Source organism: Mesorhizobium sp. WSM4829, assembly GCF_055811475.1.
In genome coordinates this window covers 94,672-112,131 of record NZ_JBVVQJ010000014.1, presented here as the reverse complement: position 1 = coordinate 112,131, position 17,460 = coordinate 94,672, and the positions used below count along the sequence as shown (strand labels likewise).

Here is a 17,460-nt window from a genome sequence, read left to right as displayed (position 1 = left end):
GCCTAATCCTCTTGCGATGGGTCGGTCGAGTTTTCGTAAAATTGTAGCCGTTACCGTGCTGCTGGCGCTGTCGGCCTGCGCGACGCCGCCGAGCCATATCAACAATGTCTGCGCCGTCTTCGACCAGAATGACGGCTGGTTCGACAACTGGCAGGCGGCGGCCGAACGCGCCGAACAGAAGCACGGCGTACCGGTTCCCGTGCTGATGGCGACGGTGCGCAAGGAATCCGGCTTCAAGAGCAACGCCAGGCCGCCGCGCAAGAAGCTGCTCGGCTTCATTCCCTGGAAACGTGCCTCCAGCGCCACCGGCTTCTCGCAGGCGCTCGACGGCACCTGGGCGCAATATCAGAGCGAGACCGGCAGTTGGGCGGCGCGCCGCACCAGCTTCGCCGATGCCGTCGATTTCGTCGGCTGGTATCATTCCAAGACATCAGACACGCTCGGCGTCGCCCGCAACGACACCTACAATCTCTATCTGGCCTATTATCTCGGCTGGACGGCCTATGGCCGCGGCAACCGCGGCGATGCCGGCGTGCAGCGCTATGCGCGGGCCACCGAGCAGATGGCTCGGGACTACGCCGCGCAGCTACGCCAATGCGCGCGTTGATGGCGCCACGGACCTAATCGTCCGTCAGCTTCGGCCTCTTGCCGTGCGGACGCTGGGGCGGAGCGCCGGCAAAGCCCGGACCGACGCCCTGCGGCGCGTCGTCGGGCACGCCTTCATTGGCGGCATGCTCCTTGTCGAACTTGATCACCGGCTCCATTTTCGCCAGCACGTCGTCGGCAAGCCAGCACAGGCTCATATGACCGTCGCCGAGATGCTTGACCGGCGGCACCTGCGTCTCGCAAAGGTTGTCCGGCACCAGCTTCTTGTAGCCGCAGCGGGTCTGGAACGGGCAGCCGGTTGGCGGGTTCATCGCCGACGGGATGTCGCCTTCCAGCACGATGTGCTTCTTGATCACGCTGGTGTCGGCGATCGGGATCGCCGACAGCAGCGCCTCGGTATAGGGATGATAGGGCGGCGAAAAGATCTGGTCGGTCGTGCCCTGCTCGACGATATAGCCGAGATACATGACGACGACGCGGTCGGCGATGTAGCGCACCACCGACAGGTCGTGGCTGATGAACAGCATCGTCGTCTTGTTCTTGCGCTGGATGTCCATCAACAGTTCGGTCACCGCCGCCTGCACCGACACGTCGAGCGCCGAGACCGGCTCGTCGGCCACCACCACCTTGGCATCGCCGGCAAAAGCCCGCGCCACGCCGATGCGCTGCTTCTGGCCACCTGAAAGCTGGCGCGGCTTGCGGGTCTCGAACGCCCGCGGCAGCTTCACCAGGTCGAGCAGTTCCAGCATGCGCTTGCGGCGGTCGGCAACGGTGTTGCCGACATTGAACTTTTCCAGCGTGCGGATGATCTGCGAGCCGACCGTGTGGCTGGGGTTGAGCGTGTCGAACGGATTCTGGAACACCATCTGGATCGACGACACCGTCTCGACGCTGCGGTTCTCGACCCCGATCGACTGGATCTGCTGGTTGCCGAGCGTCACGCTGCCGGAGCTTGCCGTCTCCAGCCCGAGCAGCACCTTGGCCAGCGTCGACTTTCCGCAGCCGGACTCGCCGACTATGGCGACGGTCTCGGATTCGCGCGCCATGAAGGAGATCGTCTCATTGGCCTTGACGACGCGGCCCTCGCTCGAGCCGAACACCTCGCTGCCGCCGACCTTGTAGTACTTTTTGAGATCCTCGATCTTGAGCACCGGCGCGCCGGGCTCGACGCGCTCGTTGACCTTCTTGGCGCCGGGCGGCAGCGCTTCCCAGTCGATCTCGTTGAAGCGCACGCAGCGCGAAAAATGGCCTTCATGGCCGTCGACCGCGATCATCGGGATTTCGGCGGCGTTGCAGACGCCCTCGACGAAATGGTGGCAGCGGGGGCCGAAATTGCAGCCCTTCGGCCGCTCGTGCGGCAGCGGCAATTGCCCCGGGATTGAGATCAGAGGCCGCGAATTCTTGTCGGCGCCGGGCAGCGGGATCGAGCGGAACAGGCCTTGCGTGTAGGGATGGCGCATCCGGTCGAAGACGTCCTTGATCTTGCCGGTCTCCACCGCTTCGCCCGAATACATCACCGTGATGCGGTCGCAGGTTTCCAGGATCAGGCCGAGATTGTGCGACACGAAGATCATCGAGGTGCCGAACTTCTCGCCAAGTCCCTTGACCAGGTCGACGATGCCGGCTTCGACCGTCACGTCGAGCGCCGTCGTCGGCTCGTCGAGCAGCAGCAGCGCCGGCTTCGACAGCAGCGCCATGGCGATGACGATGCGCTGTTGCTGGCCACCGGAAAGCTGGTGCGGAAACGAGCGCATCATGCGCTCGGGATCGGGCAGCCTGACCGAGCGCACCATTTCCAGCGCGCGTCGATAAGCCTCTTCCTTCGACACCTTGTCGTGGATCAGCGGCACTTCCATCAGTTGCTGGCCGACCTTCATCGCCGGGTTCAGGCTGGCCATCGGCTCCTGGTAGATCATCGCGATCTTGTTGCCGCGGATGGCGCGCAGTTCCTCGTCGGACAGCTCGCCCATGTCCTTGCCCTGGAACTTTATCCGGCCGCCGACGATCTTTCCGATGTTGGAGAGGTCGCGCATGATGCCGAGCGACACGGTCGACTTGCCGCAGCCGGATTCGCCGACGATGCCCATCGCTTCGCCAGGCATGACCGTGCAGGAAAAATCCATGACGGCCGGTATCTCGCCCTTGCGGGTGAAGAAGGAGATCGACAGGTTCTCGATCTCGATGATCGGCCCGTTGGTCGGCCCATTGGTCGGCTTGGCGGGATTTCGAACTGCCTCATTCATGGGTCGCTCCAATCCTGGTTCTTTCAGCATATCGGGTCGAGAACCCGTCCATCAATCTTTCATCGATTGCTCACGCAGCGAGTCGGCCAGCAGGTTAAGGCCCAGCACGAACGACATCAGCGCGATCGTCGGCGGCAGCGCCGGATGGATGAAGGAGCGCAGCAGCCGGCTGGCATCCTTGATCGCGGTGCCCCAGTCCGGGCTCTCGGGCGCCAGCCCCAGGCCGAAATAGCCGAGCGTGCCGAGCAGGATCGTGGTGTAGCCGATACGCAGGCAGGCATCGACGATCAGCGGCCCGCGCGCATTGGGAAGTATCTCCCACAGCATGATGTACCAGGGCGATTCACCGCGCGTCTGCGCCGCCGCCACATAGTCGCGCGTTTTGATGTCCATGACCAGGCCGCGCACGATGCGGAACACGCCGGGGCTGGAGGCGAACACCACCGCCACGAAGATGTTGAGCTGGTTGGGATCGATATGGATGATCCTGAACGGATCGGCATCGAAAACCAGGCCGGCATAGACCCAGCCGCCAATGATCAGCGTCAGCCCCAGGAGGATGTAAAGGCGGTCGGGCCGTTTCTTGTAGCGCGTCCAGAACAGCACGCTGAAGAAGATGATCGGGAACATGAAGAACAGGCCGGCCATCGCATAGGGGATCGGTGTCTCCATGATGCCCGGCGTCACCAGGAGGTAGAACAGCAGGATCACCGGGAAGGCGAGCACCAGATTGGCGAGGAATGACAACACCGTATCGATCCTGCCGCCATAATAGCCGGCCGGCAGGCCGAGCGTGATGCCGACCATCAGCGCAAACCCGGTCGCCGCCGGCGCGATGATCAGCACGATCTGGCTGCCGTAGACCATGCGGCTGAACACGTCGCGGGCAAGCTTGTCGCCGCCGAACAGGTAGACTAGTCCCGATTGCGGCTCGACCGCGCCCGGCAGCGCGTCCTTCATGATCGGGATCTGGACAAGCGGATTGAAGGGCGAGACGGTCGACGCGAAGATCGCCGTAAACAGCCAGAACAGGCAGATGCCGACGCCGACGATGCCGACGCTGCTGTCGAAGAGCTGACCGTAGAGGCCAAGCCTCTTCTTGTAGGCGAAGCTCGCCCCCATCACCAGGACGAGAGCGGTCCAGACCGGCCAGAAACGCGCAAGCACGCCAAGCACCACATTGAAGGCGCCGATATATTCAAGCTGCATCCGCTCGATCCCCTATTGAACTCTGATACGCGGATTGAGAAACGCGTAGCCGACATCGGAAATGAGCTGCGTGATCAGGACGATGAACACCGAGACCAGGGAGCAGCCGAGCAAAAGATCGATATCGTTGTTGCCGGCCGCCTCGACCAGCGTGTAGCCAAACCCCTGGTAGCGGAACATCACCTCGACAATGACGACGCCGGTGAGCAGCCAGGGAAATTGCAGCATGATGACGGTGAACGGCGCGATCAGTGCGTTGCGCAGCGCGTGCTTGACCACGACGCTGCCGAAGGAGAGGCCCTTCAACCGGGCGGTGCGGATATATTGCTGCGTCATCACCTCGACCATCGAGGCGCGGGTCATGCGGGCAATATAGCCGATGCCATAGATCGCCAGCGTCATCACAGGCAGCGTGAAATTGTAGAAGGTGATGCCGCGACTGGCGGAAGCCGCCGAACCGTTCAGCAGGCCGAGCCATGAGGCGAAGATGACGGTGAAAATGACGCCCGAGACATATTCGGGCGTCGCCGTCGAGGCGATCGAGGCCACTGACAACGTCCGGTCGGTTCGCGAGCCTTCGCGCATGCCGGCGAGGATGCCGATCAGCAGCGAGATCGGCACCATCACCACAAGCACCCAGAACATCAGGATTCCGGTAGCACTGAGCGCCGGGAAAAGCTTCGACGCGACCGTCGTCTTGAACTTGGTCGAGCAGCCGAAGTCACCCTGCAGAACGCCGGAGAATGTCGGCTCGACAGGATCGTTGCAGAAAGCAAAACGTCGCGTGGGTTTGCCCGTTGCCGGGTCTGTGACTGGCTGCTTGGGCACGATACCCAGCCATTGGCCATAGCGGGAAAAGAAATTCTGGCGGTAGCCATGGTTGACAAGCCAGTTTTCGAGCTGCTCGGCCGAGGTGTGCATTTCGGTCTGGCTGATCGCCAGCTTTTTCAGATTGGGATCGAGATTGATCAGGAAGAACACGACCATCGTCAGGCACAGCATCGTCAATGCCATGGTGCCGAGGCGTCGAAGGATGAAAGAAAGCATGGCGGTCCCCTGCCGGCTGGTTGGGGTTGAGGCCGGCTCGGAGCCAGCTCAGCCGCAATCGGCAGAGCTGGCTGTCAAACGGACCCTCAGAATGCGATCAACCCTGTCTTATTGCACGCCCCTTTCCGAAGAGTCTGCGCTTTTTTTCTGCGCCCATCTGCGGTTGTGGGATCATGCATGGCGTGGGTGGAAGGGGCGAACCGCCCCTTCCACGATCGATCCGATCAGGCCTCCTCGTCGAGCCAGACCTTGCCGTAGTCGCGCTCGAAGGTCGGGTGCATGCCGTAGTTCTTAACGGAAGCGACCGAATGGCTGTAGAGCTTGCGCCAGTAGGGCTGGATGATGATGCCGGCATCCTGCAGGATCTGCTCGATGTCCTTCATCATTTCCTTGCGCTTGGCGGGGTCGGCAACGGCGAGCGCAGCGTTGAGCTTGGCATCCCACTCCGCATTCGCCCAGCCCGTCTCGTTCCAGGCTTCACCGGTGCGATAGCCAATCGCCAGAACCTGGACGCCGAGCGGCCGCATGTTCCAGTTGGTCATCGACAGCGGGTATTTGGTCCAGTCGTTCCAGAAGGTCGAGCCCGGCAGCACCGTACGCTTGACCTTGATGCCGGCGTCGCGCATCTGCGCGGCGATCGCATCGCCGGTGTTCTTGTGCCAGTCTTCGTCGACCGTGATCAGCTCGTGCTCGAAGTCGGCCTGGCCGGCTTCAGCCATCAGCGCCTTCGCCTTGGCCGGATCGCGGGCAATCTTCGCCAGCTCGAAGTATTCCGGATGGATCGGCGAGACATGGTGGTTTTCGGCAACTGTGCCGGCATTGCCGTAGCCGAGCTGCAGGACGACAGCGTTGTCGACCGCAAGCTGCAGCGCGTTGCGAACCTTCTGGTCGTCATACGGCTTGTTGGTCACATTGGTGCGGCAGACGATCGTCGAAGCGGTGACCACCTCGGACTTGACCAGATCGACACCGTCGAGGATCGACACATAGTCGGCCGACGTCTCGAAATTGGTATGGACTTCGCCGGCTTCGAAAGCGCTGACCATCGCCGCCGGATCGGTGCCATAGTCGATGAACTCGACGCCGTCGAGAAACACCTCACCGTCCCACCACTTGTTGTCTTCGCGGCGTTTGTAGACGACCTTCTGGCCGACATCGTAGGAAACCAGTTCAAATGGGCCGGTGCCGATCGGGCAGGCTTTGAAATCGCCGCCCTTTTCGTCGAAGGTCTTGTGGACGACGAGACCGGGATAGTCGCACACGTTGGGGATGAGCGCGATATCCGGCGAGCTGAGCGTCAGCTTGACCGTGTGTTCGTCGACCTTGGTGACGGCGCTCTCATCCAGCTTGTCGTCCTTGACCAGCGAGCCGAGACGACCGGGCATGGAATTGCCTTCGGCCTTCTTGTCGGCCCAACGCTTGAAGTTGAAGATGACATCGTCGGCGGTGAACGGATCGCCGTTGTTCCAGGTGACGCCCTTGCGCACATGCAGCGTGTATTCGGTGGCGTCGTCGTTGACGTCCCAGCTCTCGAGCAGGTAGGGGCGGAACGTGTATTCGTTCGTGTACTTGACCAGCGGCTCGAGCGCCTGGCGCTCGGCATTGGCGATTTCCGACCAGTCGGCCTTGCGCGGATCCTTCGGATCCTTGATCCACATAGCGACCTTCAGTATGCCGCCTTTCTTGCCCTGCGCGTCCTGCGCTCTCGCCGGCGTCGGGTCGGCGAGGCCGAGCATGCCATAGGCCATCGCCGTGGACGCGCCGAAGACGCTGGCCAAAGCGAGAAACTCGCGGCGATCGACACGTCCGGCCCTGGCTTCTTCGGCCATCGCATGGATGTGATCCGGAACGCGGTCGCCATTACTCTTGTAGATTGTCATCGAGAACTCCCATTGTTGGCTTTCTGCCTTTTACCATTCCGCATCCGGGCCGTGATGTCAAAAACGGCACGGATTGGGAACATGCCAAGGAATGTGCAACTTTGGAAGGGAAGCAGTTCGCGTGATAACGACAGTCTTGGCGCAAAATTGCTATTGCCCGGTAGATTTCGTTCGAATCTCCGGCATCGATCAAACTGAGACATTCACTGCCGCGCCGCACGTCCGGTTGGCCGCGCAACGGACGCTGTAGCAGTTTGATTTTGCGCCGAAATCGATTTCGATTCTCGCGGTCATGCGCGAAGCTTTGCACCGCGCCGGCCGATCCGGATGAGTGCCGATATGGCGACGAGGGCTGTCGGATTGCCGGACCATTTCGCGCAGGCCGGCTTCAGTACTCGCGTTCGTAGAAAATGCCACCCTTGGCTTCGCCGGCATCGGTGGCTTCGCCGCGCAATTTGACGCCGCGGCCGACGTCGAGATCGATCGCCGCCTTGCCCGAACCCGGCTTGTCGCCCTTCTGGATCGTCACATAGGTGCGGTCGTTGAGATATTTGCCGGCCGAGACCGCGGTGCCGCCCTCCTCGTCGGTGACGACGTCGAGATCGTCGACGCCGATGGCGCTGCGCAGGTTCTGGAGCAGCGAGGTCGAGCCGCCGATGCCGGCCAGTTGCGCGGCGGCTTCGGCAAGCTGGGCGATCTGCAGCGGCGACAGGTTCGACATCGAGCGGCCAAAAATCAGTTGCGCCAGGACCTCGTCCTCCGGCAGCGCCGGCACCGACGAGAAGTTGAATTTCGGATTGGTCGCCTCGCCCGAAACCACGATGGTGACGGTGGTGCTGCTCGTCGTCGATGTCGCCGTGAGATTGAGATAAGGCACCAGCGACCCCGAAAAGCCGACCGTGCCTTCGGTGAAGGTCAGCCGCTTGGCCAGGATCGACAGCCGACCGCGCTGCAAGTCAAAGGTGCCGACCGCTTGCGGCGACGATGCCGGGCCGGTCAGCCGCAGCGAACCGCCAAGCTCGGCATCGACGCCCCTGCCCTGGATGAAGATCTGGCTGGGCGCGTTGACCGTGACATCGAGGTTGAGGCCGCCGCCACTGCTGCTGCTACTCGCCGTCGCCGGGCGCAACGCCTTGTCCTGCGCGCGCACGGCGGCCGGTGCGTTCTTGTGCCTGACGTTGAGCGCCGCCAGCGAGCCCGGCAGCTTTTCGGGAACGGTGATGACGGTCTTGGCCAGGTTGATCGTGCCCGAGATCACCGGCGCCGATGCGAGTGGCCCCTTGATGGTCAGGTCGCCGCCGAGATTGGCGGTGACCACCCTGCCGTCGGTGTAGCGGCCGTCGACGAGCTTGACCGACAGGTCGGCCGGAAAGCCTTGCGCCGGATTGATGCCGACCGTGCCGCTGGCCGACAGGCTGCCGCGCGTCGACAAATTGCCGGTCAGGCGGTTTATCCTGGCGACGCCACCGCCGATCGCCACATCGGCGGTGATATCGTTGATCGCAAGTCCCGAGCGTGCATCGATCAGGCGGGCACCCGACGTGCGGACCGTGCCTGTGATCACCGGCGCCGTCGCCGGGCCGCGCACCTTCAGATTGACGTCGGCCGTGCCGCTCAACGACAGGCCTTGTGCGGCCAGTGTCCGGGTCAGGAAGGCGAACGGCACCTTGCCGGAAAAGTCGAGATCAAGCGTCGGCGTGCCTGATGTCGTCATCGTGCCGCCGCCCTTGAGGCCGAGACCGGCGGCATCGCTCATGTTGGCCTCGAAGGTCAGTCGGTTGCCGGAAAACGTGCCGGAGGACGAAACGCCCATGCCGCCGAAACCGGCGCCGCGGGTCTGCGACGTCTGGACGCCTGCGGCGTCGACCTTGAAGGCGACGGCCGGATTGGCCGGCGCGCCCGTCACCTTCACCGTGCCCGAGATCGTGCCGGCGGCATCGAGGCCGGGCGAGAAACTGTTGGCGAGCGACATCGGCACCCGCGCCAGCGTCGCGTTGAGATTGAGCGCCTCCCCGACCTTGCCCGAAACCGTCGCCGTGCCGCCGCCGAGGTTGAGTGCGAGCCTGTCCAGGCTGGTGGTGCCGTTGGCGATGGTGATGGTCGAGGTCTGGGCGATCGCCGCTTTGATGCCGCGCATGGTCGCCTGGCCGGAGGCGAGCTCAACCGTCGTCGTGCCATTGGCGACCCTGGCGCGGCCGGCCGCCTTGGCCGGAATGTCCTTGACGGTGGCGCCGCCGGAAAAGCCGGTCCAGTCGCCGTCGCGGGTCAGATCGACATCGATGCCGCGAATGACGGTGCCGCCGGAGGTGACGCTGTCGGCACGGATTTTTCCGGAGATCACCGGTGCCGCGAGATAATTGGCGATCGATGCATCGATGGTCACCGTCTTCGCCGAAACATCGCCGCGTGTAATCGAAGCCGTCGAAGCCTTGACGGTGACGCCAGGCGCATTGCCGGCCTTCGAGAAGACGATCGTGCCGCGGATGTCGCCTTCCGCCTTTTCCAGCGCAAGCGCTGCCAGCGGTCCGATGTCAGGCAGGTCGAGCGCCACGGTGCCTTCGGGCACGAACGCCTCGTCAAGCGCCAGGTCGCCTGATATCCGGTTCTTGCCGAGCGACAGCAAAAGCCCGTCGATGGCGCGCTTGCCGTCTGACGTCGCCAGCACGGCGCTGCCTTGCAGGGGCTGGCCCGCGACGTTTCCGGTCAGTTGGACATTGGCCGCCGGGTTGGCGGCATCGGCCTTGCCGGTGGCGGTGAGGCTCAACCCGGTGATCTCGCGTTCGGCAACCGAAAGCCGCTCGCTGTTGACCGTCAGCGACAGGTCGGGCGCGGTGCTGGCGCCTTGCGCGTTCAGCGCAAAGGTGATGGCGCCGTTGGCGTCCCCTGACAGAAGCGAGATGTCGGCCAGCGCGCCCTTGATGTCGACGGTGAGCTTGTTGTCGGCAAGGCTGGCCTGCCCGTCGGCGGTCAGCGCGCCGGATACCAGCCTGATCGCATCGGCGGTGACATTGCCATTGGCGTCGCGCTTCAGCGCGGCACTGAGTTCCGTCCGCTGCGCGAGCACGCCGCGCGCTGCCGCCGGCAGCGCCGCGGAAACGGCGTCGGTCTTGAGGTTGAGGTCGATGGCGCCGTCGGCCAGCGAGATCCTTCCATTGAAGCCGCTGTTCAGCGCGTCGCTCGTCACCGACCCGCTGTCGATGACAATGCCGTCGGTCGCCAGGCTGCCGGCGACTTGTGCCGTGATCTTGCCGGCGATCAGCGGCGCTATGGTCGGATTGTCCAGGCCAATCTTGTTTGCCGTCACCGTGCCGGAGACCGGCCCCGTCCGGCTCTTCACGTCGAAAGCGTCCGAGTGCAATGCCAGCGTGAGCCCCTCGACATCGCTGAATTTCGTCGCGACCGAAGGCAGAACAGCGGAAATGTCGAGCTTCGGCTGCGTGCCCTGCCCTGCAGCCTTTACCGAAAGCGCCTGCAGCTCGAGCTTGATCGGGCTCTCGGTGCTGCCGAGCGTCAGCGGCAGGCTCGGGCCGGCCGAGGCCAGGTCGAGCGAAAAATCGCTGGCGCCGTTCGGATTGATGGTGCCGGCAGCCTTGCCGGTAATTTTGTCTCCTGAAAGCGTCGCGCGGTCGATGGCGACGCCGCCGGCGGAGGAGAAGCTGCCTGCCGCATCGAGGTTGAGCGGCCCAAGCCCCGCCTGGCGGGTCTGGCTGGTCTCGGCGTCGTTGAGCTGCGCATCGAAACGAATGTCAGGGCCTGCCGACGGTCCCGTCACTTGCGCCGTTCCACCGAGCGTGCCCGCGGCGTCGAGGCCGGGTGAAAAATCATTGGCCAGGGCGGCCGGCAGCCCGGAAAACTCTGCCGCGAGATCGAGCGTCTGGCCGGCGGTGCCGGACACTGTCACCGATCCGCCGCCGACATCGAGCATCAGCTTCTCGATGCTGGCGTTGCCATTGGCGATGCTCAGGGTCGACGGCTGCGCGATCGCCGCCTTGATGCCGCGAATGGTCGCGTCGCCGGAGGCGATTTCGACGCTTGTCGTGCCGTCCGCGATCTTCACCCTGCCTTCTGCGGTGGCCGGAATGCCGGCGACGGTGGCGCCGCCGGAAAACCCGGTCCAGTCGCCGTCGCGCTTCAAATCGACATCGATGCCGCTGATCACGGTGCCGCCGGAGGTGACGCTGTCGGCACGGATTTTACCGGAGATCGCCGGTGCGGCGACATAGTTGGCAATCAGCGCATCAATGGTGACCGTCTTTGCCGAAAGATCGCCGCGCGAAATTGAATCTGTGGTCGCCTTGATGGCGACATGAGGCGCATTGTCGGTCTTCGAGAAGACGATCGTGCCACGCACGTCGCCGTCAGCTTTTTCCAGCGCCAGGGCTGCGAGCGGACTGATATCGGGTAGATCCAGCGCAACCGTGCCGAGCGGCAGGAATCGATCGTCGAGAGCAAGGTCGCCCGAAACTTTGTTGTCGCCCAGTGACAGGCTTAGTCCGTTTATGGACCGCTTTCCCTGGCGCGTTACCAGCGACGCCTTGAAATCGAGTGGCTCGTCATTGACGGATCCGGTGAGCGAGATATCGGCCGCCGGGCTAGCGACGTCGCCCTTCCCCGTCGCGGTGAGCTTTAGCCGGGTGATTTCTCGCGCCGCCACCGAAAGCCGGTCGCTGTTGACCGTCAGCGACAGGTCGGGCGCGGTGCTGGCGCCTTGCGCGTTCAGCGCGAAGGTAATGGCGCCCTTGGCATCCCCGGACAGAAGCGAGATGTCGGCGAGCGCGCCCTTGACGTCGGCGCTGACCTTGTTGTCGGCTAGGCTGGCCTGCCCGTCGGCGCTGAATGCACCTGATACCAGCCTGATGGCGTTGGCGATAACATTGCCGTTGGCGTCGCGCTTCAGTGCCGCGCTGAGCTGCGTCCGCTCGGCGAGCACACCGCGCACTGCCGCCGGCAGTGCCGCGGAAGCCGCAACCGCCCTGAGGTTGAGATCGATGGCGCCATCGGCCAGGGAGACCCTTCCATTAAAGCCGCTGTCCAGTACCTCGCTCGTTACCGAGCCGCTGTCGATGACGATGGTATCGGTAGCGAGATCGCCGGCGACCTTGGCAGTAATCTTTCCGGCGAGCAGCGGCGCGATGGTCGGATTGTCCAGGCCGATTTTGTCCGCCGTCACCGTGCCGGAGATCGGCCCTGTTCGGCCCTTCAGATCGAAGGCGTCGGAATGGAGCGCAAGCGCGATGCCTTCGGCCTTGGCGAGGTTGGTGGCGACCGACGGCAGTGTCGCGGAGATATTCAGCGTCGATTGCGTGCCCTGCCCCGCGACCTCCACCGACAGCGCCTGCAACTCGAGCTTGATCGGGCTTTCGGTGCTGCCAAGCGCCAGCGGCAGGCTCGGGCCGGTCGAGGCCAGGTCGAGCGAAAAATCGCTGGCGCCGTTCGGATTGATGGTGCCGGCAGCCTTGCCGGAAATCTTGTCTCCTGAAAGCGTCGCGCGGTCGATGGCGACGCCGCCGGCGGAGGAGAAGCTGCCTGCCGCATCGAGGTTGAGCGGCCCAAGCCCCGCCTGGCGGGTCTGGCTGGTCTCGGCGTCGTTGAGCTGCGCATCGAAACGAATGTCAGGGCCTGCCGACGGTCCCGTCACTTGCGCCGTTCCACCGAGCGTGCCCGCGGCGTCGAGGCCGGGTGAAAAATCATTGGCCAGGGCGGCCGGCAGCCCGGAAAACTCTGCCGCGAGATCGAGCGTCTGGCCGGCGGTGCCGGACACTGTCACCGATCCGCCGCCGACATCGAGCATCAGCTTCTCGATGCTGGCGTTGCCATTGGCGATGCTCAGGGTCGACGGCTGCGCGATCGCCGCCTTGATGCCGCGAATGGTCGCGTCGCCGGAAGCGATCTCGACGCTTGTCGTGCCGTCGGCGATCTTCACCCTGCCTTCGGCCGTGGCCGGAATGCCGGCGACGGTGGCGCCGCCGGAAAACCCGGTCCAGTCGCCGTCGCGCTTCAAATCGACACCGATGCCGCTGATCACGGTGGCGCCTGATGTGACCGTATCGGCCTTGATCGTGCCGGAGATCGCCGGCGCCTTGAGAAAGTTGGCGACCAGCGCATTGACGGCGATGGTCTTCGCCGCCAGATCGCCGCGGGAAATAGACCCGCTCGTCATATCGACGCCTACCGACGGCGCGCCACCATCATTCGAGAGGCGGATGCTGCCCTGCACGTCGCCGGCCGCCGTCTGCCCGGCAAGCGCGGCCAGCGGGCCGATATCGGGCGCTTCGAGGGTCAGCGTGCCGAGCGGCAGCAAGCTGTCGTCGAGCACGAGATCGCCCGAGACCTTGTTGTCGGCCAGCGACAGGCTAAGCCCGTTGACGGAACGCGTTCCGTCGCGCGTCACCAAAGATGCCCTGAGATCGAGCGGCTGGTCGTCGACGGACCCTGTCAGTGCGACATCGGCAGCCGGATTGACGATGTCGGCCTTGCCCGTCGCTGTCAGCTTGATCGCCGTGACCGTATGGCCCGACGCGGTCAGGCTGTCGCTGTCGGCCGAGACCGAGAAATCCGGCGCTGTGCGCGCGCCGCTCGCCGTCAGCGCGAAATCAATGGCCCCGCCGACCGCTACGCCGACCATCGGCGACAGCACCGAAACATCGCCGAGCGTACCCCTGATGTCGGCCTGAATGTCGGTGCCCGTCGCGCTGGCGGTGCCGCTGGCGCTGAGCGAGCCCGAATTGAGTTGCAGCGCATTGGCGGCAAACAAGCCTTGCGGGTCGCGGGTCGCGGTCGCCGAGAATGTCACGCGCTCGCCGAGAATCGGGCGGATCTGCGGCGGCAGCGCAGTCGAGACGGCATCGGCATTCATCTTGAGCGTCATCGCCAGATCGGCCAGCGTCACCCTGGATGTCACCGAGGCATTGAGCGCATCGCTGCGCAGCGTGCCTTGATCGACGACGATCTCGTCCTTGCTGACCGACCCGGCGAGGTCCGCGGTGACCCTGCCGGTCACCAGCGGCGCCAGCGTCGCCACGTCGGTGTTCAGGCCGCCGGCGATAAGCTTGATGGTGACCGGTCCGCTGCGGTCCTGGATGTCGAAGCCGTCGGAATGGATTTCGGCCACCAGATCGTCCACCCGGGTGCCCCCCGCCACCACCGAGACCAGGGACGCGCCGATGTCGATTATCGGCGCCTTGCCGCCGCCGAACGCGCGGGCCGTGGCGCCGGTGATCGCCACCGTCACCGGCTGCGCCGCGGCGCCGAGGCTGAGCACGATTGGTGGACCCTTGGCGGCGATTTCCGCCGAAAGGTCGCTGGCACCGTTGGGGTCGATGCTGCCCGCGGCGGTGCCATGCACGGCATCGCTGTCGATGCTGGCGCGCTCAACCTCGACGCCGCCTGTCACGATCGCGGTTCCGGCGAGGTCGAAGCTGGTCTTGCCGGCGAACAAGGATTTCAGATTGTCGGGCAAGAAGCGCTGGAAGTCGCCGTCGCCCTTGGCCTCGACATAGTTGCCCTTGTCGGTGACCTGGTGGCGACCGGTGAGCTGGGTGACGATCTGGCCGTCGACGACGAAGGTACCGATGCCGCTCCAGTTGGCGACCGGCCCGGTGCCGGTGACGACCATGTTGACCGGCGGCGCATCGGGCAATTTGAGCAGATTGGCGATGATGCCGCCGGCCGGCTCCGATGCCTTCAGATCGAGGTCCAGCTTGTTGTCGGCGGGCGCGAAATGGATGGTGGCGTCGACCTTGCCTTGCCTGCCGTCGCGGCGGGTGATGTTGAGGCTGGTTTCGAGCGCCAATGGCGCCGCGTCGGCCTTGAACGATCCCTTGGCGGCGAGCTCGGCGATACCGCTGCCGGCCAGCGCCTGCCCGAGCGCGATTTCCGGCAGGTCGATCTGCTTGACGTCGAGCGACACCGGCAGCGTGGTGGCGCCACCTTGGCTCGGCTGCGTGCCGGCCACCGGCAGCCGCGCCAGTTCGATGCGATGGGCGGCGACGCGGCCGGCGCTGAAGTTCTTCGACAGAAGCGCCAGCGGCGACCAGTCGACCGCCACCTTGCGCGCCACCAGCCAGGCGCCCTGGCGATCCTCCAGCACCACATGGTCGACCGTCAGGGCGCCGGACCAGATGCCGTCGATGCCGCTGACCGTGACCTTCTGGTCATCGCTCGACGCCGCGGTCGAGATGATGCCGGCGAGATTGGCGCGGCCGCGCTCGGTCTTGGTGAGCACGACGAGCGCACCGACCACCGCCGCCACAAGGACGAGCAGCGTGTAAAGGGCAATGCGAAGGATGCGCTTGAACATTGTCATCAAAACGCCTGGCCGATGCCGGCATAGATGCCGAAATCCGGGTCGTCGGGATCCGGGTTGAGCGGCACCGCCGCGTCGATGCGCAGCGGTCCGAACGGCGTAATATAGCGCAAGCCGACGCCGGCGCCGACCTTCATGCTGGAAAAATCCGGGAATTGATCGGTCGAGACGGTGCCGGCATCGACGAACGGCACGACGCCGATCGTGTCGGTGATGGCGATGCGCATCTCGATCGAGGTCTCGAAGAAGGACAGCCCGCCGATCGGCTCTCCGCCGGCGTCCTTCGGACCGATGCCCTGATAGGCATAACCGCGCACCGAGCCGCCGCCGCCGGAATAGAAGCGCCGGTCGGCCGGAACATCCTGAAGGCCGGCGCCGATGATCGAGCCGATGGCGACGCGTTCGGCCAGGACGAACTTCGAGGCCGCGTCGAGCGCCTGATAGGCCGATCCTTCGCCCCTCAGCTTGACGAAGGCGGCTCCGTTCAAAATGTCGTAGCTCGGCTCGGCATAGGCCAGCGCCCTGAATCCGGTCGTCGGGTTGAGCCGGTTGTCGCGGTTGTCAAAGACATAGCGCAGCGGAATGCTGGCGATCAGAAAAGTGTGCTTGCCGAAGGAATCGGTGATCTTCGAATAGTCGAGCGCGACCTCCGCCGAAACCGTCTGCCGCCTGTCGAGGTCATAAGACAGGCCGGTGCTGCCCTTGACCGAGAAACGGTCGTAGGCGTCGGGATGCTCCAGCACGGTGTTGACGTTGGCGAAGAATTTGGACGCCGGCCCGACCACGCCCGGCTTTTCGAACATGATGCCGGCATTGTAGTTGAGCTCGGTCAGCTCGTTGCTGCCGATGCCGCTGATTTCGCCCTCGATGCGCAGTTTTTCGGCACGGCCGAACAGATTGCGGTGACCCCAATAGCCTTCGAGGCCGAGCCCCTCGGTGTTGGAGAAGGTGCCGCCAAGGCCGAAATAGCGCGGCTTGCGCTCGCTGACTTCGACGCCGATCGGGATGTTGCCGTCGGCGTCGAGACCGTCGGCCTCCTTCAGCGTCACGCTGTTGAAGACTTCCAGCCCGAGCAGCCGGTCGCGCGCCTCGTCGACCTCTTCCGGCGAATATTGGCGGCCGCGCTTCAGGCCGGTCATGTATTCGGTGAAATCGCGGTCGACCTTTTCGGTGCCTTCGACCGTGGTGTCGCCATAGCCGGCAACCGGCCCGGCGGCCACGGTCAGCGCCACGTCGAGCGTCGAGGTGGCGTGATCGGCAACGATCTCGCGGGCGGTCACCTTGGCCAGCGGCCTGCCGTCCTCCTTGAGCGCCCGCACGATCGACGCCTCGGCCTTGAGCACGGCACCGGACCCGGCATCGCCGCCGGCGATCAGGCCGAAATCGGCGCCCGACAGCCCCGCCGCGTCGCCCTCCAGGCTGATGTCGCCAAGCGTGAACTTCGGCCCGGCCGCAATGTTGATCACCACCGGAATCGGCTGCGGACCCGAGAATTCGGCGTCGGGCGGCAAATCGTCGAGCGGCTTGCCTTCGATGGTAATGGTGACGACGCCCTCGTAGCGGGCGTCCGCATAAAGGGCGGCGACAAGCTGATCGCGGTCGGCACGCGCCTTGGCCAGCAGGCCGAGCGAACCGGAGACCGGACGTTCTTCGTCGTCCTTCAGCGCCGAGGCGTTTTCGAGTTTTTCGGCGAGATCCTCGTCGGCGTCGGGCGCCTCGATGGTCACCGCATAGCGCAGCGGATCGACGATGTCGGCATCTTCATCCTCCGACGATCCCCACAGCTTGATGCCGAAGATCTCGAAAGCGGCCGCATTTCCGCTCGCGCCAACCAGTGCAGTCGAGCATAGCAAGGCGGAAAGCAAGGCGAGCGAAAACACGCGCCGTGGCGCGGTTCCTCCCGACATCTGCCTTTCATACGCCGACATTACAACTCTACACTAGCGGCCAAAGCTAAAATTGGAATGAAGTTCTGAATTGCTCGTAAACGGGCCACAATCCAATTGCCACAATCCAACTGTCTTAAATGGACAGGGCTTGGAATTCACACCTTCTGCGTCGCCGCAAGAAAGCGTGATCCCCGTCCTGTGGAGGTACTACCGGTCATCCGCCGGAAAGGAAACGGTTGGGGCCGGAAAGGAAACCGTTGGCAGGCGGGAACCTGCCGCGT

At 64.4% G+C, this 17,460-nt stretch carries 7 protein-coding genes; 1 reads left to right on the top strand and 6 read right to left on the bottom strand.

Annotation, left to right across the window (positions count from 1 at the left end):
• The first annotated feature begins 16 nt into the window (after window positions 1-16).
• A complete protein-coding gene (locus tag AC0L17_RS15945; protein ID WP_023798680.1) occupies window positions 17-607 on the top strand; it encodes a transglycosylase SLT domain-containing protein in 591 nt (196 codons plus the stop codon).
• A 13-nt stretch (window positions 608-620) separates the two neighbouring features.
• On the opposite strand, the gene AC0L17_RS15940 is transcribed toward AC0L17_RS15945, so the two are convergent.
• From AC0L17_RS15940 to AC0L17_RS15915, 6 genes are all read right to left on the bottom strand, one after another.
• Complete coding sequence (locus AC0L17_RS15940; protein WP_473516517.1) at window positions 621-2,849, bottom strand: dipeptide ABC transporter ATP-binding protein; 2,229 nt, start codon at window positions 2,847-2,849, stop codon at window positions 621-623.
• 51 nt (window positions 2,850-2,900) lie between these two features.
• The gene (locus tag AC0L17_RS15935) at window positions 2,901-4,058 is read right to left on the bottom strand and encodes an ABC transporter permease (RefSeq protein WP_473516516.1); all 1,158 of its coding nucleotides are present in this window, start codon (window positions 4,056-4,058) and stop codon (window positions 2,901-2,903) included.
• Window positions 4,059-4,070: 12 nt separating this feature from the next.
• Window positions 4,071-5,105: an ABC transporter permease gene (locus AC0L17_RS15930; protein WP_287292385.1), complete on the bottom strand. Its 1,035-nt coding sequence runs from the start codon at window positions 5,103-5,105 to the stop codon at window positions 4,071-4,073.
• A gap of 224 nt (window positions 5,106-5,329) precedes the next feature.
• Window positions 5,330-6,985, bottom strand: a complete 1,656-nt coding sequence (locus AC0L17_RS15925) for an ABC transporter substrate-binding protein (protein ID WP_473516515.1) — start codon at window positions 6,983-6,985, stop codon at window positions 5,330-5,332.
• A 388-nt stretch (window positions 6,986-7,373) separates the two neighbouring features.
• Window positions 7,374-15,290, bottom strand: coding sequence for a translocation/assembly module TamB domain-containing protein (locus AC0L17_RS15920; protein ID WP_473516514.1), 7,917 nt, complete (start codon window positions 15,288-15,290; stop codon window positions 7,374-7,376).
• Window positions 15,290-17,218 (bottom strand): autotransporter assembly complex protein TamA, encoded by a 1,929-nt coding sequence (locus AC0L17_RS15915; RefSeq protein WP_473516513.1) that lies wholly within the window; start codon window positions 17,216-17,218, stop codon window positions 15,290-15,292. The genes AC0L17_RS15920 and AC0L17_RS15915 overlap by 1 nt, the downstream gene beginning before the upstream one ends.
• Window positions 17,219-17,460: the final 242 nt, after the last annotated feature.